1 pseudogene (running past one end of the window) is annotated in these 25,122 nt (G+C 72.6%); it reads left to right on the top strand.

Annotated elements, in window-relative coordinates:
• Nucleotides 1-25,045 (top strand): annotated as a pseudogene (locus tag J2Z30_RS50260) (SDR family NAD(P)-dependent oxidoreductase); its annotated part reaches 4,385 nt to the left of the window's first position; the annotation flags it as partial.
• Nucleotides 25,046-25,122: the final 77 nt, after the last annotated feature.

Here is a 25,122-nt window from a genome sequence, read left to right as displayed (position 1 = left end):
CGGCGGCGTGGGTATGGCGGCCGTGCATCTGGCGCTGGCGGCGGGGGCGGAGGTGTTCGCGACGGCGAGTCCGGCCAAGCAGGCCGCGGTGGCGGCGCTGGGCGTGACACGCATTGCCTCATCGCGGACGGCGGACTTCGCCGACGAGTTCGGCCAGGTCGACGTGGTACTGAACTCCTTGACCGGCGAACTGCTGGACGCCTCTCTGGGGATGCTGGCCGAGGGCGGCCGGTTCGTGGAAATGGGCAAGACCGACATTCGCGATTCCCGCCAGGACGCCTTCGACCTGGCGGAAGTCGCGTACGCGGATCCCGACCGGGTCGCCGCGATGTGGCCGCGGGTCCTGGAGACGGCCGTACCGCTGCCGACGACGGCGTGGCCGGCAGCGCAGGCGGGTGCGGCGCACCGATTCATGAGCCGGGCCCGGCACGTGGGCAAGATCGTGCTGCGTATCCCGGACGCGTCGCAGCCGGACGGCGCGGTGCTGATCACCGGCGGGACGGGGACGCTGGGCGGTCTGGTCGCCCGGCATCTGGTGGACCGGCATGGGGTACGGGATCTGGTGCTGGCCAGCCGGTCGGGACCGGAGGCGCCCGGCGCGGCCGAGCTCGCTGCCGAGCTGGAGGCGGCTGGGGCGCGGGTGCGGATCGTCGCGGCTGACCTGTCCGGCCGTGCCGCGGTGGACACGCTGGTGGCGGACATCCCGGAGCTGGTTGGGGTGGTGCACACCGCCGCCGTGCTCGCGGACACTCCGGTGACGTCGCTGACCGGCGAGTCGCTTGACCGGGTGCTGGCCGCGAAGGCGGACACGGCCTGGCATCTGCACGAGGCGACCGCCGACCGGGATCTGCGGATGTTCGTGCTGTTCTCGTCGCTGTCCGGGCTGCTCGGTAACCCGGGGCAGGGCAACTACGCGGCGGCCAACACCTACCTGGACGCCCTTGCCGCGTACCGGACGGCCCTTGGGCTGCCCGCGGTGTCGATCGCCTGGGGTCTGTGGGAGCAGGCCAGCGCCTTGACCGGCGCGCTGACCGAGACCGACCGGGCCCGGCTGGCTCGCGGTGGTGGTGTGGCGCTACCCACCGAGCAGGCGCTGCGGCTGCTGGACGCGGCGGTGGCCGGCCGTGAGCCCGTAGTGGCGGCGGGCCTGGATGTGGGTGCGGTCCGGAGTGCGATCGCGGCGGGTTCGCCGGTGCCGTCGGTGCTTCTTGGTCTGGGTCGTGCGCCGCGGCGGGCGGCTGTTGCCGGTGCTGGTGGTGGGGCGCTGGCTCGTCGTCTGGTCGCGTTGCCGTCGGCGGAGCATCTGCGGGTTGTGCTGGATCTGGTGCGTGAGCATGCGGCTGTGGTGCTTGGCCTCGGTGATGGTGTTTCTGCTGACCGGGCGTTTAGGGATCTTGGTTTTGATTCGCTGACGGCGGTGGAGTTGCGGAATCGGCTGGCGGCGGCGTCCGGTTTGGCGTTGCCGGCCACGTTGGTCTTCGACTATCCGACGCCCCGGGTTCTGGCTGAGTATCTGGTGGCGCGGGTGACTGGTGTGGCTCCGGCCGCCGCGGAGGTCGCTCCGGTCTCTGCGGCTACCGGTGAGCCGGTGGCGATCGTGTCGATGGCGTGCCGTTTCCCGGGTGAGGTGTCCTCGCCGGAGGACTTGTGGCGGCTGGTCGCCGACGGTGCGGACGCGATGGGCGATTTCCCGGCCGACCGCGGCTGGGAGATCGAGCCTGCCGGATACGCGCGGGTGGGTGGCTTCCTGTCCGGTGCGGCCGATTTCGACGCGGAGTTCTTCGGCATCTCGCCGCGTGAGGCGGTGGCGATGGATCCGCAGCAGCGGCTGCTGCTCGAGGTGTCCTGGGAGGCGCTGGAACGTGCGGGCCTGGACCCCTCGGGCCTGCGCGGCTCTGACACCGGGGTATTCGCAGGCCTGGTCGGCCAGGACTACAGCTCGCGACTGTCTGTAGGTGACGGGAACGGGTTCGAGCTGACCGGGAACGCGCTGAGCGTGGCGTCGGGCCGGGTGTCCTACGCGCTGGGCCTGGAAGGTCCGGCGGTCACGATCGATACCGCGTGTTCGTCGTCGCTGGTGGCGATGCACCTGGCCGCGCAGGCGCTGCGCAACGGCGAATGCTCGCTGGCCCTCGCCGGAGGCGTGACCGTACTGGCGACGCAAGGAGTGTTCGCCGAGTTCACGCGGCAGGGCGGCATGGCGGCCGACGGGCGGTGCAAGGCGTTCTCGGCTGAGGCGGACGGCACCGGCTGGGGTGAGGGTGTCGGTGTGGTGGTGCTGGAGCGGTTGTCGGAGGCTCAGCGGCTCGGGCATCCGGTGCTGGCGGTGCTGCGGGGCAGTGCGGTGAACCAGGACGGCGCGTCCAACGGTCTGTCGGCTCCGAACGGTCCGTCGCAGGAACGTGTCATTCGCCGGGCCCTGGCTGATGCCCGGTTGACCCCGACTGATGTGGACGTGGTCGAGGGGCACGGGACCGGGACGACGCTTGGGGACCCGATCGAGGCGCAGGCACTGCTGGCCGCCTACGGGCAGGAGCGGCCCGAGGAGCGGCCGTTGTGGCTCGGGTCGGTGAAGTCCAACATCGGCCACACCCAGGCGGCGGCCGGTGTCGCCGGTGTGATCAAGATGGTCGAGGCACTGCGGCACGGAACGCTGCCGCCGACATTGCACGCGGGTGAGGCGTCCCCGCATGTGGACTGGTCGGCCGGCGACGTGCGGCTGCTGACCGAGGTGCGCGCGTGGGACGCTGACGGGCGTCCGCGGCGGGCAGGTGTGTCGTCGTTCGGTATCAGCGGCACCAACGCCCACGTGATCCTGGAACAGGCGCCGGACACGGTTCCCGCGCTACCCGCGCCCGCCCAGCCGGCGGTGACGGGTGATGTGGTGCCGTGGGTGTTCTCGGCCCGGTCGGAGGCGGGGCTGGCGGCGCTGGCGTCGGACGTGTCCGAGTGGGCCGAACGGCAGCCGGAGGTGGCGGCGGCGGATGTGGCCGTCTCACTGGTAAGGGGCCGGGCGGGCCTGAACTACCGCGGCGTACTGCTGGAGCCGAGCGGGCCGCTGCTGTCCGGCCGGGCAGCGGACGGCGACGGTGTGGCTTTTGTCTTCCCGGGCCAGGGGTCGCAGTGGCTGGGGATGGGGCGCGAACTGCTCGCCTGTTCACCGGTGTTCGCCGAGTTCGTGGCCGAGTGCGAGCAACTGGTGGACTTCCCCCTGCGGGATGCGCTGGTGTCCGGGGACGGGTTGGAGCGGGTGGAGGTTGTTCAGCCCGCGTTGTTCGTGATGATGGTCGGCCTGGCCCGGGTGTGGGAGGCCGCGGGAGTCACCCCTTCGGCCGTGGTGGGCCATTCACAGGGCGAGCTCGCCGCAGCCTGCTTCGCGGGGGCCTTGTCGTTGCGGGACGCTCTCGGCCTGGTTGTCGAGCGGGGTCGGGCGCTGGTGGCGCTGGCGGGCACCGGCGGGATGCTGTCGGTCTCGGCGGCTCCCGAGGCGGTCGAGGGCATGCTGGCCGACGGCCTGGGGATCGCGGCGGTCAACGCGGCCGAGCAGATAGTGGTTTCCGGTGCGCCGGAAGCGCTGGACGCGTTGGCGGTGCGGTGTGAGGCGGCCGGGATCCGGGCTCGGCGGGTTGATGTCGATTACGCGAGCCATCACCCGTTGGTCGAGTCGATCCGGGAGCAGTTGCTGGCGGTGCGGGTGTCGCCGCGTCCGGGCCGGGTGCCGTTCTATTCGGCGGTGACCGGCACCGTGGTGGACACCGAGGGCCTGGATGTCGCGTATTGGTGGCGGAATCTGCGGGAGCAGGTGCGGTTCGCGCAGGCCGTGGCGTCGATGCCGGTGGCCGGGTTCGTGGAGGTGTCCCCGCATCCGGTGCTGGTGCCGGGGATTGAAGATGGCTGGGCGGTTGGGTCGCTGCGTCGCGACGATGGTGGTCAGCGGCGTCTGCTGATGTCTCTGGCCGAGGCGTGGTCCCACGGCGCGGCGGTGGATTGGACCCGTCTGATCCCGGTCGGCCGTCAGGTGACGCTGCCGACGTATCCGTTCCAGCACCGCCGCTATTGGGCGTCGGGTGGCGGCACGGGCCGGGGCACCGCGGGTCATCCGCTGTTGGACAGCGCGGTGCGGCTGGCCGAGGACGCTGGCTGGGTGTTGTCGGGCCGGGTGTCGGCGGGGACGAGTCCGTGGCTGGCCGATCACGCGGTCTCGGGGACGGTGCTGGTGCCGGGCGCGGTGTTGGCGGAGTTGGTGCTGCACGCCGGGGATCGGGCCGGCCTGCCGGCGATCGGGGAGATCACCTTTGAGCAGCCGCTGGTGCTGGGTGACAGCCCGGTTGATGTGCAGGTGTCGGTCGAGGGCGCTCAGGTTGCCGTGTTCTCCCGTACCGGGGAGCAGTGGACCCGGCACGCGACCGCGACCTTGGCCGATCCCGCCGGGACGGTGGAAGGTCTGGACGGCCAGTGGCCCCCGGCCGGAGCCCAGGCCCTCCCTGTCGGCGATGTCTACGAGGTCATAGCGGCTCGCGGGTATGAATACGGTCCCGCGTTCCGTGGCCTGCAAGCCGCCTGGCAGCTCGGCGAAGACCTGTACGCCGAAGTGGAACTGCCCACCGGGGATGCTCAAGACGGGTTCGGGATCCATCCTGCGCTGCTGGACGCCGCGCTGCACGCCCTTCTCGCCGCCGCAACCGACGACACTGGGCAGCGGGTCCTGCTGCCGTTCGCGTGGCGGGACGTGCGGTTGCACGCGACCGGTGCGTCGGCGTTGCGGGTGCGGTTGAGCCCGGCCGGGTCGGACGCGTTCTCCCTGCTGGCCGCCGACGGCGAGGGCCGGCCGGTGGTATCGGCGGCGGCAATCGTCTCCCGCCCCGCGGACACCAGCCGTCTCACCCCCGCCCCCGCTGCCGGTGTCGGCCTGCTCGCCCTGGAATGGGCACCGCTCAGCCCCAACCCGGAGCCGGGTCCCGACCAGGCCTGGGTGCCGGTCGGCCCGGAGCTGGAATTGCCCGAGGCTGCGGACGGGCCGGTATACGCCTCGGCCGAGCCCGCGGACCCGACCGTTGCGCTGGCTCTGGTGCAGGCGTGGCTGGAGGCCGGGTACCCGGCGGGTTCCCGGCTGGCCGTCCGTACCCGCGAGGCAGTTTCCGCGGCGGATGGCGACACGGTCGCCGGGCTGGCGAGTGCGGGGATCTGGGGCCTGGCCCGCTCGGCCCAATCTGAGCATCCCGACGCTGGCCTGATGCTGCTCGACGACGACGGCCGCCCTGAATCCGACGCGGTTGTTGCCACGGCGCTGGCCACTGGTGAGAAGGAACTGGCGCTGCGCGACGGGGCGGTGCTGGTGCCCCGGCTGCGTCGGGCCGCCTCCGGCGGCGACGCGGCCCCGGCATTCGACCCCGAGGCCGCGGTGCTGATCACCGGCGGGACCGGGACGCTGGGCGGTCTGGTCGCCCGGCATCTGGTGGACGCGTACGGGATCCGGAATCTGGTGTTGGCGAGCCGGTCCGGTCCGGACGCGCCCGGGGCCGGTGAACTCGCTGCCGAACTGGAAGCGGCCGGGGGCCGCGTGCGGATCGTCGCCGCGGACCTGTCCGACCGTGCCGCGGTGGACGCGCTGGTGGCGGACATCCCCGATCTGGCCGGAGTGGTGCACACCGCTGGAGTGCTCGAGGACACCCCGATCACCTCCTTGACCAGCGAGTCGCTGGAACGGGTGCTGGCCGCCAAGGCGGATGCCGCCCGGCACCTGCATGAGGCCACTGTCCACCTTAACCTGCGGATGTTCGTGCTCTTCTCGTCGCTGTCGGGGCTGCTCGGCAACGCCGGGCAGGGCAATTACGCGGCGGCCAACACATACCTGGACGCCCTCGCCGCCCGGCGGCGGGCCCTCGGCCTGGCGGCCGTGTCCATCGCCTGGGGTCTCTGGGAGCAGCGCAGCGCTCTGACCGGTGCGCTGACCGCGGCCGACCAGGCCCGGCTGGCCCGCGTCGGTGGCGTCGCTCTGCCGACCCAGCAGGCGTTGAGCCTGCTGGACCGCGCGCTGACCGTCGGCCGACCGGTGGTCGCGGCCGGCCTGGACACGAGCGCGGTCCGCGGCGTCATCGCGGCCGGGACGTCGATTCCAGCGGTGCTGAACGATCTCGTCCGCACGCCGCGGCGGGTAGCCGCGTCGGGGGCCGTCGGCGGGGCGATGGCCCGTCGCCTGGCCGCCCTGAGCGAGGCCGAGCGCGAGCTCGTCCTGCTGGACCTCGTGCGCGAGCAAGCCGCCGCGGTACTCGGCTACGACCAGGCCGCGAACATGCCGGCCGACCGCGCCTTCCGCGACCTCGGCTTCGACTCGGTCACCGCGGTGGAGCTGCGTAACCGGCTGGCCGCGGCGGCCGGGCTGGCGCTGCCCGCCACGCTGGTCTTCGACTACCCCACACCGCAGGCCCTGGCGGACTACCTGGTGGCCCAGGTGACCGGCGCGGCCCCGGCCGCGGTGGAGATCGCCCCGGCGGCCCCGCGGTTGGTCGGCGAGCCCATCGCGATCGTGTCGATGGCCTGCCGCTTCCCCGGTGGGATCGCCTCGCCCGAAGACCTCTGGCGACTCATCGAGGACCGGGCCGACGCGATGGGCGACTTCCCGGCCGACCGCGGCTGGGAGACCGAGCCTGCCGGGTATGCGCGGGTGGGCGGGTTCCTGTCCGGTGCGGCGGACTTCGATGCGGAGTTCTTCGGGATCTCGCCGCGTGAGGCGGTGGCGATGGATCCGCAGCAGCGGTTGCTGCTCGAAGTGTCCTGGGAAGCCCTGGAACGAGCGGGCCTGGACCCCTCCGGGCTGCGCGGCTCCGACACCGGCGTCTTCGCCGGCCTGGCCATGCAGGACTACTCCTGGCGTCTGCCGGCGGGTGACGCGGGCGGATTCCGGATGACCGGCAACGCGTCGAGCGTCGTCTCCGGCCGCGTGGCCTACACGTTCGGCCTGGAGGGTCCGGCGGTGACGGTGGACACGGCGTGTTCGTCGTCGCTGGTGGCGATGCACCTGGCGGCGCAGGCGCTGCGCAACGGCGAGTGCTCGCTGGCGCTGGCCGGGGGCGTGACGGTGATGGCCACCTCGGCGGCGTTCGCGGAGTTCGCGCTGCAGGGCGGCCTTGCGGCCGACGGGCGGGTCAAGGCGTTCTCGGGTACGGCGGACGGCACGGCGTTGTCCGAGGGCGTTGGCGTGGTGGTGCTGGAGCGTTTGTCGGAGGCGCGGCGGCTCGGGCATCCGGTGCTGGCGGTGCTGCGGGGCAGTGCGGTGAATCAGGACGGGGCGTCGAACGGTCTGTCGGCGCCGAACGGTCCGTCGCAGGAACGTGTCATCCGCCGGGCGCTGGCCGACGCCCGGCTGACCCCGGGCGATGTCGATGTGGTCGAGGGGCACGGGACCGGCACCACGCTCGGGGACCCGATCGAGGCGCAGGCGTTGCTGGCCGCCTATGGGCAGGACCGGCCCGACGATCGCCCGTTGTGGCTGGGCTCGGTGAAGTCGAACATCGGCCACACTTCGGCGGCGGCCGGTGTGGCCGGTGTGATCAAGATGGTCGAGGCGCTGCGGCACGGGACGCTCCCGGCGACGCTGCACGCCGATGAGCCGTCGCCGCACGTGGACTGGACAACCGCAGACGTGCGGCTGCTGACCGAGGCGCGCTCGTGGGATTCCGACGGACGTCCGCGACGGGCCGGTGTCTCGTCGTTCGGGATCAGCGGCACCAACGCGCACGTCATTCTCGAAGAAGCCTCCGCGGACCCGGTTGCGGCTCCGTCGGTGCTGCCGGTGGTGACGGGTGGTGTGGTGCCGTGGGTGTTGTCGGCGCGGTCGGATGTGGCGCTGCGGGTGTTGGCTGATCGGCTGGTGTCGGTTGTCCCGGCTGGGGTCGACATTGCTGATGTGGCGGGGTCGTTGGCGGCGTCGAGGGCGGGGCTGGAGTTCCGTGCGGTGGTGCTCGGGACGGATCGCGAAGAGCTGGATCGGGGTCTGGCGGCGGTGGAGTCGGCCGGGGTGGCGATGCGGGGTCCGGTGGCGTGGGTGTTCCCGGGTCAGGGGTCGCAGTGGACTGGTATGGGTCGTGAGCTGGCGGAGTGCTCGCCGGTGTTCGCGGCAGTGTTTGACGAGGTGTGTGCGGTGGCGGATCCGTTGTTGGGCTGCTCGCTGCGGGATGTGATGTTCAGTGCCGTCGAGGTGCACCAGACGGCGTTTACGCAGGTGGCGGTGTTCGCGTTCGAGGCTGGTTTGGCGGCGGTGGCGCGGGCTGCGGGTTTGAAGCCGGATTTTGTGGCTGGTCATTCGGTGGGTGAGGTGACGGCGGCGTTCGTGGCTGGTGTGCTGACGCTTGAGGATGCGGTGCGGTTGTTGGTGGCGCGGGGTGCGTTGATGCAGGCGTTGCCGTCGGGCGGGGTGATGGTCGCGGTGCAGGCGGGGGAGCATGAGGTGGATTTGGCTGGTGTGGAGGGCCGGGTTGCGGTGGCGGCGGTGAACAGTTCGTCGGCGGTGGTTCTTTCTGGTGATCGGGAGGCGGTCGAGGAGGCGATAGGGCGGCTGGCGGGTCGGAAGGTGCGTTGGCTGGAGGTCAGCCATGCGTTCCATTCTCCGTTGATGCGTCCGATTGCCGATGAGCTGGTGCGGGTGGTGGCGGGGATCCGGTTCGGGGAGCCGCGGGTGCCGTTGGTGTCTGCGGTGACGGGGGTTGTGGCTGATGCGGTGGTGCTGGGTGACCCGGGTTATTGGGTGGAGCAGGCGCTGGGTACGGTTCGGTTCCACGACGTGGTCCGTTATCTGCATGAGCGTGGCGTCGCCGGGTTCGTTGAGATCGGCCCGGACACGGTGTTGTCGTCTGTGGTCCATGACGGTGGGGCGCAGGTGTGGGCGGCGAGTCTGGCTGAGCGTGATGATGCGGGGGCTCGTCGTCTGTTGGCGGGTCTGGCTGAGGCGTGGGTTCATGGGGCGGGGGTGGACTGGGCGCGTCTGGTTCCCCAGGGCGGCCTGGTCACTTTGCCGACGTATCCGTTCCAGCACCGCCGGTATTGGGCGTCGGGTAGTGCGATGGGTCGGGGTAGTGCCGGGCATCCGTTGTTGGAGAGTGCGGTGCGGTTGGCTGAGGATGCGGGTTGGGTGTTGTCGGGGCGGGTGTCGGCCGCGACGAGTCCGTGGCTGGCGGACCATGCGGTGTCGGGCACGGTGCTGGTTCCTGGTGCGGCGTTGGCGGAGTTGGTGCTGCACGCCGGTGACCGGGCCGGGCTACCCGCCATCGGGGAGATCACTTTCGAGCAGCCTCTTGTCCTCAACGGCAGCCCGGTCGATCTGCAGGTGTCGGTCGAGGGCGGCCAGGCGGCCGTGTTCTCCCGGACCGACGAGCAGTGGACCCGGCATGCGACCGCGACCCTGGCCGACCCGTCGGCTGGGACTATCGCCGGATTCGAGGGGGCCTGGCCTCCGGTGGGCGCGCAGCCGTTGCCGATCGGTGATGCCTACGAGAACTTGTCCGCCCATGGATACGCGTATGGGCCGGCGTTCCGTGGTCTGCAGGTGGCTTGGCGGCTCGGCGAGGACGTGTACGCCGAGGTCGAGCTGCCTGCCGCAGCGGGCGAAGAAGGGGACGGGTTCGGGATTCACCCGGCGTTGCTGGACGCCGCCCTGCACGCGATGATCGTGGCCGCGGAGGACGGTCAGGAGGTGCGGTTGCCGTTCGCGTGGCGTGATGTGCGGTTGCTTGCGACGGGTGCGTCGGCGTTGCGGGTGCGGTTGAGCCCGGCCGGGTCGGATGCGTTTTCTCTGCTGGCCGTCGATGGTGAGGGTCAGCCGGTGGTGTCGGCGGCGGCGATGGTTTCCCGTCCGGCCGATGCCAGCCAGCTCGCCGGGCCTAGTACGGGTGCGGGGCTGCTGTCGCTGGAATGGGCGCCGTTGAGTCTGGGATCTGCACTGGAGCAGGCCTGGGTGCGGGTGGGCCCGGAGCTGGATCTGCCTGAGGCCACGGACGAGCCGGTGCTTGCCTGGGCTGAGCCCGCGGATCTGCCCGGGGCGCTGGCGCTGGTGCAGGCGTGGCTGGAGGCCGCGTATCCGGCGGGGTCGCGGCTGGCGGTCCGTACCCGTGACGCGGTCGCGGCCGCGGCGGGCGACACCGTGGCTGGTTTGCCGGGGTCTGGGGTCTGGGGTCTGGTGCGGTCGGCCATGGCCGAGCACCCCGACGCGGGCCTGGCGTTGCTCGACGACGACGGCCGCCCCGAATCCGCCGAGATCGTCGGCGCCGCCCTGGCCACGGGCGAAAAGGAACTGGCCCTGCGGACCGGCGCCGTTCTGGTGCCCCGCCTGCGCCCGGTCCCGGCCGTTCCCGAGCTGCCGACCGGTCCGGAGGCATGGCGGCTCGAATGGGGTCCGGACGGAGACTTGGACGATGTGCGGGCGGTGTCGGCGCCCGACGCCGAGCGGCCCTTGGCGCCCGGTGAGGTCCGTATCGCCCTCCGCGCGGCCGGAGTGAACTTCCGTGACGTCCTGCAGGCCCTCGGCATGCTCCCCAACGACCTCCGTATGTCGGGTGGTGAGGGCGCCGGGGTCGTGACCGAGACGGGCCCGGGGGTGGACGGCCTGGCACCCGGCATGCGGGTGATGGGGATGTTCCAGGGATTCGGCCCGCTGGCGGTGGTCGATGCGCGGCTGGTCGTGCCGGTCCCGGACGAGTGGAGCGATGTCGAGGCGGCCGGGGTGCCCGTCGCGTACCTGACTGCCTATCACGCGTTGTTCGATCTGGGCCATGTGCAACCGGGGGACCGGGTGCTGATTCATGCTGCGGCCGGTGGTGTGGGGATGGCGGCGGTACATCTGGCGTTGGCGGCGGGGGCGGAGGTGTTCGCGACGGCGAGTCCGGCCAAGCAGGCCGCGGTGGCGGCGCTGGGCGTGACACACATCGCTTCCTCGCGTACGGCGGACTTCGCCGACGAGTTCGGCCAGGTTGACGTGGTGTTGAACTCGTTGACCGGGGAGTTGTTGGACGCGTCGCTGGGGATGCTGGCCGAGGGTGGCCGGTTCGTGGAGCTGGGCAAGATTGATATCCGTGATCCGCGTCAGGTCCCGTTCGACCTGGGGGACTTGGACCCCGACCGGGTTGCCGCGGTGTGGCAGCGGGTTCTGGAGACGGCGGTCCCGTTGCCGGTCACGGTGTTCCCGGCCGCTCAGGCCGGTGCCGCGCTGCGGTTCATGAGTCAGGCCCGCCATGTGGGCAAGATCGTGCTGCGCCTGCCGGGGGTGGACGACGGTGCGGTGCTGATCACCGGCGGCACCGGAACGCTGGGCGGTCTGGTCGCCCGTCACCTGGTGGTCCGGCATGGGGTGCGGGACTTGGTCCTGGCGAGCCGTTCCGGGCTGGATGCGCCTGGGGCTGTCGAGCTGGTTGCTGGGCTGGAGGCGGTTGGGGCGCGGGTGCGGGTTGTCGCGGCGGATCTGTCTGATCGGGTCGCGGTGGATGCGCTGGTTGCGGGTATTTCGGGTCTGGTTGGGGTGGTGCACGCGGCTGGGGTGTTGCGGGACGCTCCGGTGGCGTCGTTGACCGGTGAGTCGCTGGATTTGGTGGTGTCGGCCAAGGCGGAGGCTGCCTGGCATTTGCATGAGGCGACTGTCGGCCGGGATCTGCGGATGTTCGTGTTGTTCTCGTCTCTGGCCGGGCTGCTCGGGAATCCGGGGCAGGGCAACTATGCGGCGGCCAACGCCTATCTGGATGCCCTGGCCGCGTATCGGACGGCGCTTGGATTGCCCGCGGTGTCGATTGCTTGGGGCTTGTGGGAGCAGTCGAGCGGCATGACCGGCACGCTGACCGAGGTGGACCGGGCCCGGCTGGCTCGGGGCGGCGGTGCGGCGCTGCCCACCGAGCAGGCGCTGCGGCTGTTGGACGCCGCGGTGGCCGGTCGTGAGCCGGTGGTGGCGGCGGGCCTGGATGTGAGCGCGATCCGCAGTGCGATCGCGTCCGGGGCGGTGGTACCGGCCGCGCTGCTCGGTCTGGGCCGTGCGCCGCGGCGTGCCGTCGCGGCCCGTACCGGGTCTACCAGTGCGTTGGCCCGTCGGCTGGGTGGTCTGGGTGAGGCCGAGCGGTCCCTTGTTCTGTTGGAGCTCGTGCGTGAGCACGCCGCTGTGGTGCTCGGCCACGGTGATGACGAGGGTGCGGGTATTCCCGCTGACCGGGCGTTCCGGGATCTGGGCTTCGACTCGCTGACGGCGGTCGAGCTGCGTAACCGGCTGGCGGCGGCGTCCGGGCTGACGCTGCCGGCCACGCTGGTCTTCGACTACCCGACGCCCCGGGTGCTGGCCGAGTATCTGCTGGCCCAGGTGACCGGCGCGGCCCCGGCCGAGGTGAAGGCCGCTCCGGCCCCGGTGGCGGTGGGCGAGCCGGTCGCGATCGTGTCGATGGCGTGCCGGTTCCCGGGCGGGGTGGCTTCGCCGGAGGACCTGTGGCGGCTGGTCGCGAACAACGTGGATGCGATGGGTGACTTCCCGGCCGATCGCGGCTGGGAGACGGAGTCTGCCGGGTACGCGCGGGTGGGCGGTTTCCTGTCCGGTGCGGCGGACTTCGATGCGGAGTTCTTCGGGATCTCGCCGCGTGAGGCGGTGGCGATGGACCCGCAGCAGCGGCTGCTGCTCGAAGTGTCCTGGGAAGCCCTGGAACGCGCGGGCGTGGACCCGGCCGCGATGAAGGGTACGGACACCGGAGTCTTCGCCGGGCTGGCCTCCCAGGGCTACGACTCGCTGCTGGCCGAAGGTGACGGCAGTGGTTTCCGGATGACCGGAAACACGTCGAGCGTGGCGTCGGGCCGGGTGTCCTACGTGCTCGGCCTCGAAGGGCCCGCGGTGACGGTGGATACCGCCTGTTCGTCGTCGTTGGTGGCGATGCACCTGGCGGCTCAGGCGCTGCGCAACGGCGAGTGCTCGCTGGCCCTGGCCGGTGGTGTGACGGTGATGCCCACCCCGGGAACGTTCGCGGAGTTCGCGTTGCAGGACGGGCTGGCGGCCGACGGGCGGGTCAAGGCGTACTCGGCCGCAGCCGACGGCACCAACTGGGCCGAGGGCGTCGGGGTGTTGGTGCTGGAGCGGCTGTCGGAGGCGCAGCGGCTCGGGCATCCGGTGCTGGCCGTGCTGCGCGGCAGCGCGGTGAACCAGGACGGGGCCAGCAACGGCCTGACCGCGCCGAACGGTCCCTCGCAGGAACGGGTGATCCGGGCGGCGCTGGCCGGCGCGAAGCTGTCGGCCTCCGATGTGGACGTGGTGGAGGGGCACGGGACCGGGACCACGCTCGGCGATCCGATCGAGGCGCGGGCGCTGCTGGCCGCCTACGGCCAGGACCGGCCGGAGGAGCGGCCGTTGTGGCTGGGTTCGGTGAAGTCGAACATCGGCCACACCCAGGCCGCGGCCGGGGCGGCCGGTGTGATCAAGATGGTCGAGGCACTCCAACGCGGAGTGCTCCCGGCGACCCTGTACGCCGATGAGCCGTCGCCGCACATTGACTGGTCGGCCGGCGAGGTGCGGCTGCTGACCGAGGCGCGTCCGTGGGAGTCCGACGGGCGTCCGAGGCGCGCCGGGGTGTCGTCGTTCGGCGTCAGCGGCACGAACGCCCACCTGATCCTGGAACAGGCCCCGGACCCGGTCCCCGCGCCGGTAACGGCCCCCGGCCCGGCCCGGCCGCTGGTCGCGGATGTGGTGGTGCCGTGGGTGTTGTCGGCGCGGTCGGAGGCCGGGCTGCACGCCCTGGCGTCGGAGGTCGCCGGCTGGGCCGGGCGGAACCCGGACGCCGGGGCGGCCGATGTGGCGGTGTCGCTGGCCGGTTCGAGGGCGGGTCTGGAGTACCGGGCGGTTGTCCTGGGTGCTGACCGGGCGGAGCTGGACGAGGCTTTGAGGCGGGTGGAGCCGGGTCGGGCGGCGGACAGTGGCGGTGTGGCGTTTGTGTTCCCGGGTCAGGGTTCGCAGTGGCTGGGGATGGGCCGTGAGTTGCTGGCCTGCTCGCCGGTGTTCGCGGAGTTCGTGGCCGAATGCGAGCAGTTCGTGGATTGGCCGCTGCGGGACGCGCTGGTCTCCGGGGCGGGGTTGGACCGCGGTGAGGTGATCCAGCCCGCCTTGTTCGTGATGATGGTCGGTCTGGCCCGGGTGTGGGAAGCCGCCGGAGTGGTTCCATCGGCGGTGGTGGGGCATTCACAGGGCGAGCTGGCCGCGGCCTGTTTCGCGGGTGCCCTGTCACTGGAAGACGCTCTCCGTTTGGTTACCGCGCGGGGTACGGCGCTGCAGTCGTTGGCGGGTACGGCCGGGCTGGTGTCGGTCGCCGCGGGCCCGGACGTGGTCGAGCCGCTGCTGCGGGACGGTTTGGAAATCGCGGCGATCAACTCTGCCAGTTCGGTGGTGGTGGTAGGTGCGCCGGGGCCGTTGGAGGCGTTCACGGCGCAGTGTGAGACGGCGGGGATCCGGGCCCGGCGCGTCGAAACGAATTACGCGAGCCACCACCCGGTGGTGGAGCCGATCCGCGAAGCCATGCTGGCGGTGCGGCTGACACCCCGGACGGCCCGGATGCCGTTCTATTCGGCCGTGACGGGCACGGCCATCGATGGGGCGAGCCTGGACGCCGGCTATTGGTGGCGGAATCTGCGGGAGCAGGTGAAGTTCGCCCAGACCGTCGCGGCGGTGTCCGCCGCGGGGTTCATCGAGGTGAGCCCGCACCCGGTGCTGGCGCACCTGGTCGAGGGGCGCTGGGCGGTCGGTTCGCTGCGTCGGGACGACGGCGGACAGCGGCGCCTGCTCGCCTCTCTGGCCGACGCGTGGATTCATGGCGCGAATGTGGACTGGACCCGGGTGGTTCCCGAAGGCAGCCGGGTGACGCTGCCGACGTATCCGTTCCAGCACCGCCGCTACTGGGCCTCAGGCGGCGGAACCAGCCGCGGTAACGCGGATCATCCGCTGCTGGACCACGCGGTGCGGCTGGCCGAGGAATCCGGCTGGGCGTTCTCGGGGCGGGTGTCGACCGCGACGAGCGCGTGGCTGGCCGATCACGCGGTGTCGGGGACGGTGCTGGTACCCGGGGCGGCGCTGACGGAACTGGTGTTGCATGCCGGGGACCGGGCCGGGCTGCCCGCCATCGGGGAGATCACGTTCGAGCAGCCGCTGGTGCTGGTTGGCCGCCCGGTCGATGTGCAGGTGCGGGTCGATGGGCAGCAGGCGGGCGTGTACTCCCGTGCCGGGGAGCAGTGGATCCGGCACGCGACAGCGGCCCTGGCCGATCCGGCCGGAACCGTCACGGGGCTGGACGGTCAGTGGCCGCCGGCCGGCGCGCAGCCGTTGCCCGTCGGCGATGTCTACGACGTCATGGCGGCTCGTGGGTACGAGTACGGGCCGGCGTTCCGTGGTCTGCAAGCCGCCTGGCGGCTCGGCGAGGATCTGTACGCCGAAGTGGAATTGCCGGTCGGGGACGGACAGGAGAAGTTCGGGATCCATCCGGCGCTGCTGGACGCCACGCTGCACGTTCTGATAGCCGGGGCCGACGACAGTGGCGACAACGGCGACGGTGCGGTGCGGATGCCGTTCGCGTGGCGGGATGTGCGGCTCCACGCGACCGGGGCGTCGGCGCTGCGGGTGCGGCTGAGCCCGGCCGGGCCGGACGCGTTCTCCCTGCTGGCCGCCGACGGCGAGGGTCAGCCGGTGGTGTCGGCCGGTGCGATGATCTCCCGGCCGGCGGACACGGGCCGGCTGGCCGCCCCGGGCGCGGGCGAAGGCCTGCTGGCGTTGGAATGGGCGCCGGTCAGCCCGCCGGAGCCGGGCGCGGAGGAGGCCTGGGTGCCGGTCGGCCCGGAGCTGGAATTGCCCGAGGCCCGGGACGAGCCGGTGTATGCCTGGGCCGAACCCGCCCATGCGACTGGCGCGTTGGCCCTGGTGCGAGCGTGGCTGGGGGCCGGGTACCCGGCGGGGTCACGGTTGGCGGTTCGTACCCGCGACGCGGTGGCGGCAGCGGCGGGCGACACCGTGGCCGGTCTGGCGCACGCCGGTGTCTGGGGTCTGGTGCGGTCGGCGATGGCCGAGCATCCCGACGCGGGTCTGGTGCTGCTCGACGACGATGGCCGCCCGGAATCCGATGCGTTCGTCGTCGCGGCTTTGGCGACGGGCGAAAAGGAGCTGGCGCTTCGCGATGGGGTCGTGCTGGTGCCGCGGTTGCGCCGGGTCGAATCTGATGACGACGCGGTGCCGGTGCTCGACCCCGAGGGCACGGTGTTGATCACTGGCGGGACGTCGACGGTGGGCGCGCTGGTCGCCCGGCATCTGGCCACCCGGCACGGCGTCCGGAGCCTGGTGCTGGTCAGCCGGTCCGGTCCGGACGCGCCCGGCGCCGCCGAGTTGACTACCGTGCTGGAGACACTCGGGGCGCGGGTGCGGATCGTGGCGGCGGATCTGTCCGACCGGGCCGCGGTGGACGCGCTGGTGGCGGACGTCCCGGAGCTGTCCGGGGTGGTGCACGCCGACGGGGTGCTCGAGGACGCCCCGATCACCTCGCTTGACGAGGCGTCGCTGGGCCGGGTGCTGGCGGCCAAGGCGGACACGGCCCAGCATTTGCACGAGGCCACCGGGCATCTGGATCTGCGGATGTTCGTGTTGTTCTCCTCGTTGTCGGGGCTGCTCGGCAACGCCGGGCAGGGCAACTATGCGGCGGCCAACACCTACCTGGACGCCCTCGCCGCGCACCGGATGGCCGAAGGGCTGCCCGCCGTCTCCATCGCCTGGGGGCGTTGGGAGGAACAGAGCGATACGACTGATGCCAACGGCACGCCAATGCCGTCCGAGCATGCGCTGAACCTGCTCGATCGGGCGCTGAACGCGGATGGGCCGGTGCTGGCGGCCGGTCTCGACCTGAGTTCGGTCCGCAGCGCGATCGCTGCCGGGTCCCCGCTGCCCGCGGTGCTGGGCGGTCTGGTCCGGGTGCCTCGCCGGGCCGCCGCGAGCGGGCCGGGCGCGAGTCAATTCGCCCGTCAGATGGCGGCCCTGGGCGAGGCCGAGCGGGCACGCGTCCTGCTGGACCTGGTCCGCGAGAACGCCGCCGCGGTGCTCGGCCACGACCAGGCCGCGGACGTACGCGCCGACCGGGCGTTCCGGGACATCGGTTTCGACTCGATCACCGCGGTGGAGCTGCGCAACCGGCTGGCCACGGCGACCGGGCTGACACTCCCGGCCACGCTGGTCTTCGATCACCCGACCGCGCAGGCCCTGGCCGAATACGTGATGAGGCGGGTGTCGGGCGTCGAGGAGAGCGCCGCGGAGGTGGTGCTGACACGGTCGGCGGGTGAGCCGGTGGCGATCGTGGGGATGGCGTGCCGCTATCCGGGCGGGGTGGCGTCGCCGGAGGATCTGTGGCGGGTGGTCGCGGACGGTGTGGACGCGATGGGTGCCTTCCCGGCGGACCGCGGCTGGGAGACGGATTCCGCGGGGTACGTGCAAGTCGGCGGCTTCCTGAGCGGCGCCGGCGACTTCGACGCGGAGTTCTTCGGGATCTCGCCGCGTGAGGCCCTCGCCATGGACCCGCAGCAGCGGCTGCTGCTCGAGGTCGTCTGGGAGGCGCTGGAACGGGCCGGTCTGGACCCGTCCGCGATGAAGGGCACGGACACCGGGGTCTTCGCCGGGATGGCCATGCAGGACTACAGCTTGCGGCTGTCCGATGGCGGCGCCGGCTTCGGGATGACGGGCAACGCGTCCAGCGTCGCGTCCGGCCGGTTGGCGTACACGTTCGGTCTGGAAGGCCCGGCGGTCACGGTCGATACGGCGTGTTCGTCCTCGCTGGTGGCGACGCACCTGGCCGTGCAGGCGCTCCGCAACGGGGAGTGCTCACTGGCGCTGGCCGGGGGCGCGACGGTGCTGGCCACGCCGGCAGCGTTCGCGGAGTTCGAACAGCAGGGCGCGCTCGCGTCGGACGGCCGGAGCAAGGCGTTCTCGGCGGCGGCCGACGGCATGGGGATGTCCGAGGGCATCGGGGTGCTGGTGCTGGAGCGGTTGTCGGAGGCCCAACGGCTGGGGCACCCGGTGCTCGCGGTGTTGCGGGGCAGCGCGGTGAACCAGGACGGGGCGAGCAACGGTCTGACCGCGCCGAACGGCCCGTCGCAGGAACGGGTGATTCGCCGGGCCCTGGCCGATGCCCGGTTGACCCCGGTCGACGTGGACGCGGTCGAGGCGCACGGGACCGGGACGGCGCTGGGCGATCCGATCGAGGCGCAGGCGCTGCTGGCCGCCTACGGTCAGGACCGGCCGGAGGACCGGCCGTTGTGGCTGGGCTCGCTGAAATCGAACATCGGCCACACCGTGGCGGGTGCCGGTGTGGGCGGTGTGATCAAGATGGTCGAGGCGCTCCGGCATCGGACGCTCCCGGCGACGCTGCACGCCGATGAGCCGTCACCGCACGTGGACTGGACGGCCGGCGATATGCGGCTGCTGACCGAGGCACGCCCGTGGGAATCCACGGGGCGGCCCCGGCGGGCGGGCGTGTCGTCTTTCGGGATCAGCGGTACGAACGCGCACGTGATCGTGGAGGAGGCGCCCGCCGCGCCGGCGCCGTCCCGCGCGAGTGACCCGGTGGTGACGGGTGGTCTGGTGCCGTGGGTTTTGTCGGCGCGGTCGGAGGCCGCTCTGCAGGCGCTGGCCGCGCGGCTGGCATCCGATGTCCCGGTCGACACGCCCGTCGCGGATGTGGCGGTGTCGCTGGCCGGTTCGAGGGCGGGCCTGGAGTACCGGGCGGTTGTCCTGGGTGCTGACCGGGCGGAGCTGGACGAGGCTTTGACGCGGGTGGAGCCGGGTCGGGCGGCGGACAGCGGTGGTGTGGCGTTTGTGTTCCCGGGGCAGGGTTCGCAGTGGCTGGGGATGGGCCGGGAGTTGCTGGCCTGCTCGCCGGTGTTCGCGGAGTTCGTGGCCGAATGCGAGCGGCTGGTGGATTGGCCGCTGCGGGACGCGCTGGTCTCCGGGGTGGGAATGGACCAGGTCGAAGTGGTCCAGCCCGCCTTGTTCGTGATGATGGTCGGTCTGGCCCGGGTGTGGGAAGCCGCCGGAGTGGTCCCATCGGCGGTGGTGGGGCATTCACAGGGCGAGCTGGCCGCGGCCTGTTTCGCGGGCGCGCTGTCCCTGGAAGACGCCCTCGGCCTGGTCACCGCGCGAGGCCGGGCGTTGCGGGCGCTGGCGGGTACGGGCGGGATGGTGTCCGTCTCCGCGGCCCCGGACGTGGTCGAAGGCCTGCTGCGGGACGGTCTGCGGATCGCGGCGGTCAACGCTGACTCGCAGGTGGTGGTTTCCGGTGCCCCGGCGCCGCTGGAGTCGCTGGTCGCGCGGTGTGAGTCGGCGGGCATCCGGGCCCGGCGGGTCGAGGTCGACTACGCGAGTCACCACCCGCTGGTGGAGGCGGTCCGCGAAGACCTGCTGGCAGTGGAGGTGACACCGCGGACGGCCCGGGTGCCGTTCTATTCGGCGGTGACGGGCACGGCGATCGATACGGCGACCCTGGACGCCGGCTATTGGTGGCGGAACCTGCGGGAGCAGGTGAAGTTCGCCCAGACGGTCGCGGGGATGCCCGTCGAGGGGTTTGTCGAGGTGAGCCCGCATCCGGTCCTGATGCAGGGAATCGAGGGACGGTGGGCGGTCGGTTCGCTGCGGCGGGACGACGGCGGGCAGCGGCGCCTGCTCGCCTCTCTGGCCGACGCGTGGACCCACGGCGCGACGGTGGACTGGGCGCGTCTGACAGCCGGGGGCCGGCCGGTCACGCTGCCGACGTATCCGTTCCAGCACCGCCGCTACTGGGCCTCCGGGGGCGGAGTCGCCCGCGGTGACACCGGGCACCAGTTGCTGGGCAGCGCGGTACGGCTGGCCGAGGACGCCGGTTGGGTGCTGTCGGGGCGGGTGTCGACCGCCACGAGCCCGTGGCTGGCCGATCACGCGGTGTCGGGGACGGTACTGGTCCCCGGGGCGGCGCTGGCGGAGCTGGTCCTGCACGCCGGGGACCGGGCCGGGCTGCCGGCGATCGCCGAGATCACGTTCGAGCAGCCGCTGGTCCTGGGCGGCAGTCCGGTCGATGTGCAGGTGTCGGTGGAGGGCGGCCAGGCGGGCGTGTTCTCCCGTACGGGGGAGCAGTGGATCCGGCACGCGACCGCGACCCTGGCCGACCCGGAGGGGACGGTCGCCGGTCTGGAAGGGCAGTGGCCGCCGGCCGGCGCCCAGCCGTTGCCCGTCAGCGACGCTTACGCGGACATAGCGGCTCGCGGGTATGAATACGGCCCCGCGTTCCGTGGGCTGCAAGCGGCCTGGCGGCTCGGCGAGGACGTGTATGCCGAGGTGGAGCTCCCGGCCGCCGCGGCGGAGGGGCTGGACGGGTTCGGGATACATCCGGCGCTGCTGGACGCCGCGCTGCATGCCCTTCTCGTCGCCGCGATCCGCGACGCGGTCGGGGACAGCGACCAGGTTCTGCTGCCGTTCGGGTGGCGGGACGTACGGTTGCACGCGACCGGGGCGTCGGCGCTGCGGGTGCGGCTGAGCCCGGCCGGGCCGGACGCGTTCTCCCTGCTGGCCGCCGACGGCGAGGGGCAGCCGGTGATATCGGCCGGCGCGATCATCTCCCGCCCCGCCGACACCAGCCGCCTGGGCGCCGCCCCCGCCGCGGGCGCCGGGCTTCTGTCGCTGGAATGGGCGCCGATCAGTCTTGGGCCGGCACCGGAGGAGGCCTGGGACCGGGTGGGCCCGGCGCTGCCCGACGCGGTGGGCCGGCCGGTGCTTGCGTGGGCCGACCCGGCCGACGTGTCCGCGGCGCTGGCCTTGGTACAGGCGTGGCTGGGGGCAGAGTATCCGGCGGGGTCACGGTTGGCGGTTCGTACCCGCGACGCGGTGGCGGCAGCGCCGGGCGACACCGTGGCCGGTCTGGCCGAGGCCGGTATCTGGGGCCTGGTCAGGTCGGCGCAGTCCGAGCACCCCGACGCGGGTCTGGTGCTGCTGGACGACGACGGCCGCCCCGGGTCCGACGCGGTCGTCGCCGCGGCACTGGCCACCGGCGAACGAGAAATGGCCCTGCGCGACGGGGCAGTGCTGGTACCCCGGCTGCGTCCGGTCCCCAACGGGCCGGAGCTGCCGATGGGCGAGGGTGCGTGGCGGCTCCAATGGGGTCCGGACGGCGACCTGGACGAGGTGCGTGCGGTGCCGGCCCCGGACGCCGAACGGCCGCTGGAACCGCATGAGATCCGCATCGCGGTCCGCGTGGCCGGAGTGAACTTCCGCGACGTGGTTTCATCGCTGGGCATGCTTCCCGGCGACCCCCGTCCTCCGGGCGGCGAGGGCACCGGTGTGGTGGTCGAGACGGGGTCCCAAGTGCGGGGCCTGCCGGTCGGCACGCGGGTGATGGGGATGTTCGCGGCGTTCGGCCCGCTGGCGGTGATCGATGCGCGGCTGGTCGCGCCGGTCCCGGACGGGTGGAGCGATGTCGAGGCGGCCGGGGTCGCGACCGCGTATCTGACCGCCTATCACGCGCTGTTCGATCTGGGCCGGGTGCGCTCGGGCGATCGGGTGCTGATCCATGCGGCCTCCGGCGGCGTGGGCACGGCGGCGGTCCGGCTGGCGTTGGCGGCCGGGGCGCAGGTGTTCGCGACGGCGAGCCCGCCCAAGCAGGCGGCGGTGGCCGAGCTGGGCGTGACCCGTATCGCTTCGTCGCGTACGGCGGACTTCGCGGCCGAGTTCGGCCAGGTCGACGTGGTGTTGAACTCGTTGACCGGGGAGTTGTTGGACGCGTCGCTGGGGATGCTGGCCGAGGGCGGCCGGTTCGTGGAGCTGGGCAAGATCGATATCCGTGATCCGCGTCAGGTGCCGTTCGATCTGGCGGATCTGGACCCGGACCGGCTCGCGGTGATCTGGCGGCGGGTCCTGGAACAGGCCGTTCCGCTGCCGGTCACGGTGTTCCCGGCCGCTCAGGCGGGTGCGGCGCTGCGATACATGAGCCAGGCCCGGCACGTGGGCAAGATCGTGCTGCGGATGCCCGGGGTGGGCGACGGCACGGTGCTGATCACGGGCGGGACCGGGACGCTGGGTGGCATGGTCGCTCGGCATCTGGTGGTCCGGCACGGGGTTCGGGATCTGGTGCTGGCGAGCCGCTCCGGACCGGATGCGCCCGGCGCCGCCGAGTTGACGACCGGGTTGGCTGCGCTCGGGGCGCGAGTGCGGATCGTCGCGGCGGACCTGTCCGACCGCGTCGCGGTGGACGCGCTGGTGGCGGGTGTCCCGGAGCTGGTCGGGGTGGTGCACGCGACCGGCGTGCTGGAGGACACCCCGGTGACCTCGTTGACCGGTGAGTCGCTGGGCCGGGTGCTGGCCGCCAAGGCGGACGCCGCTCGGTACCTGCACGAGGCGACGCGGGATCGGGATCTGCGGACGTTCGTGTTGTTCTCGTCGCTGTCGGGGCTGCTGGGCAACCCCGGGCAGGGCAACTACGCGGCGGCCAACGCCTACCTGGACGCCCTCGCCGCGCACCGGATGGCCGAAGGGCTGCCCGCCGTCTCGATCGCCTGGGGCATGTGGGAGCAGACGAGCGGCATGACCGCCGCGCTGACCGAGGCGGATCGGGCTCGCCAGGCCCGCAGCGGTGGTGTGGTGCTGAGCACGGAGCAGGCGCTCGCCCTGCTGGACCGGGCGCTGGGCCTGGGCCGGCCGGTGCTTGCGGCGGGTCTCGACGTCGGTGCGATCCGTCAGGCGATCGCGGCGGGGACACCGGTGCCGACGGCATTGCAGGGCCTGGGCCGTGCGCCCCGGCGGGCGGCTGTGGCCGGTGCCGGCGGCGGTGCGCTGGCCCGCCGGCTGGCTCAGTTGCCGCCCGGCGAGCATCCGCGGGTGGTGCTGGACCTGGTGCGCGAGCACGCCGCGGTGGTCCTCGGCCACAGCGACGACAGCGGCATCGAAGCCGATCAGGCGTTCCGCAACCTCGGCTTCGACTCGCTGACGGCGGTGGAGTTGCGCAACCGGCTGGCCGTGGTGTCCGGGCTGACGCTGCCGGCCACGCTGGTCTTCGACTACCCGACGCCGCAGGACCTGGCCGAGTATCTGGTGGCCCAGGTGACCGGCGCGGCCGCGGCCGCCGAGAAGGCCGCCCCGGCCCCGGCGGCGGCGGGCGAACCGATCGCGATCGTGTCGATGGCCTGCCGCTACCCCGGCGGGGTGGCCTCGCCCGAGGATCTGTGGCGGCTCGTCAGGGACGGCGAGGACGCGGTCGGAGCCTTCCCGGACGACCGCGGCTGGGACCTGTCGGCCATCTACGATCCGACGCCGGGCACGCCGGGCCGCGTATACACGCGGGAGGGCGGTTTCCTGGACGGGGTGGCGGACTTCGACCCGGTGCTGTTCGGGGTGTCCCCGCGTGAGGCGCTGGCAATGGATCCGCAGCAGCGGCTGCTGCTCGAGGTCGTCTGGGAGGCGCTGGAACGGGCCGGTCTGGACCCGACCGCGATGAAGGGCACGGACACCGCCGTCTACGCCGGCCTGGCCGGCCAGGACTACGCGGCCGCGGTCGCCGCGCAGCAGGGGGCCGAGGGCTATCTGATGACGGGGAACGCGTCGAGCGTCGCGTCCGGCCGGGTGGCGTACACGTTCGGCTTCGAAGGTCCCGCGGTGACGATCGACACCGCCTGTTCGTCGTCGTTGGTGGCGATGCACCTGGCGGCCCAGGCGCTGCGCAGCGGGGAGTGCTCGCTGGCCGTGGCCGGGGGAGTGACGGTGATGTCCACGCCGGGGCCGCTCGCGGAACTCGCGATGCAACGCGCGATCTCGGCGGTAGGACGGTCCAAGTCGTTCTCCGAGGCCGCTGACGGCATGGGAATGTCCGAGGGCGTGGGCGTGGTGCTGCTGGAGCGGCTGTCGGAGGCGCGACGGCTCGGGCATCCGGTGCTGGCGGTGCTGCGCGGCAGCGCGGTCAACCAGGACGGGGCGAGCAACGGGCTGTCGGCGCCGAACGGCCCCGCGCAGGAGCGGGTGATCCGCCGGGCCCTGGCCGACGCCCGCCTGTCGGGCTCCGACGTCGACGCGGCGGAGGGGCACGGGACGGGGACCCATCTGGGCGACACGATCGAGGCCCAGGCGATGCTCGCCACCTACGGCCAGGACCGCCCCGAGGAGCGGCCGCTGTGGCTGGGGTCGGTGAAGTCGAACATCGGCCACACCCAGGCGGCGTCGGGCGTGGCCGGGGTGATCAAGATGGTCGAGGCGATGCGGCACGGGACGCTGCCGGCGACGCTGCACGTGGACGAGCCGTCACGGCAGATCGACTGGTCGGCCGGCGACGTACGGCTGCTGACCGAGGCCCGGCCGTGGGAGTCCGACGGGCGTCCGCGGCGCGTGGGTGTATCGACGTTCGGGATCAGCGGCACCAACGCACACGTGATCCTGGAACAGGCCCCCGCCGCGCCGGTGCCGCCCGGCAGCGACACCCCGGCCCAATCGGCTCTGGGCGACCTGGTGCCATGGGCGGTGTCCGCGCGTACCGACGGTGCGCTGCGGGCCTTGGCGGCGGACGTCGCCGACTGGGCCGGGCGCAACCAGGACGTGCCGGCGGCGGACGTGGCCGCATCGCTGGCCGCGAACCGGGTCGGCTTCCGCTGCCGCGCGGTGGTGTGGGCGGCCGACCGGGAAGACCTCGTCGCCGGGCTTCGCAGCGTTGCCGAGGGGCAGCCGGTCGCGTACGCCCGTACGGCGGTGACCCGGCCAGGGCGCGTCGCGTTCCTCTTCCCCGGCGCCGAGTCCTCCTGGCCCGGCATGGCCCTCCGGCTCGCCGAGCGGTCAGCGGTCTTCGCGGACGCGCTGCAGGAGGCACAGGCCTCCCTGGAGCCGCTGATCGGTTCCGAGGCGGACGCGCGGCGACGGGAGGAGCACGCCGGGGTCTTCGCGGTCGAGGTGGCACTGGCGGCGCTGCTGCGGTCATACGGACTGCGTCCCGACTTCCTGCTGGGCGACTCGGTGGGCGAGGTGGCAGCGGCGTACCTGGCCGGTGTGTTCTCCCTGGCCGACGCCGGCCGGCTGGTGGTCGCGCGGGCCGGCGGGACCGGGCTGCGGGAGACGGTGGAGCAGATCGCCTTCTCCGCACCGTCCATCCCGGTGGTTTC

The organism is Streptomyces iranensis (assembly GCF_017874715.1).
In the GTDB taxonomy this organism is placed as follows: domain Bacteria; phylum Actinomycetota; class Actinomycetes; order Streptomycetales; family Streptomycetaceae; genus Streptomyces; species Streptomyces iranensis.
The sequence above is the reverse complement of the archived record's forward strand: the minus strand, read 5'-3'. Positions and strand labels throughout refer to the sequence as shown.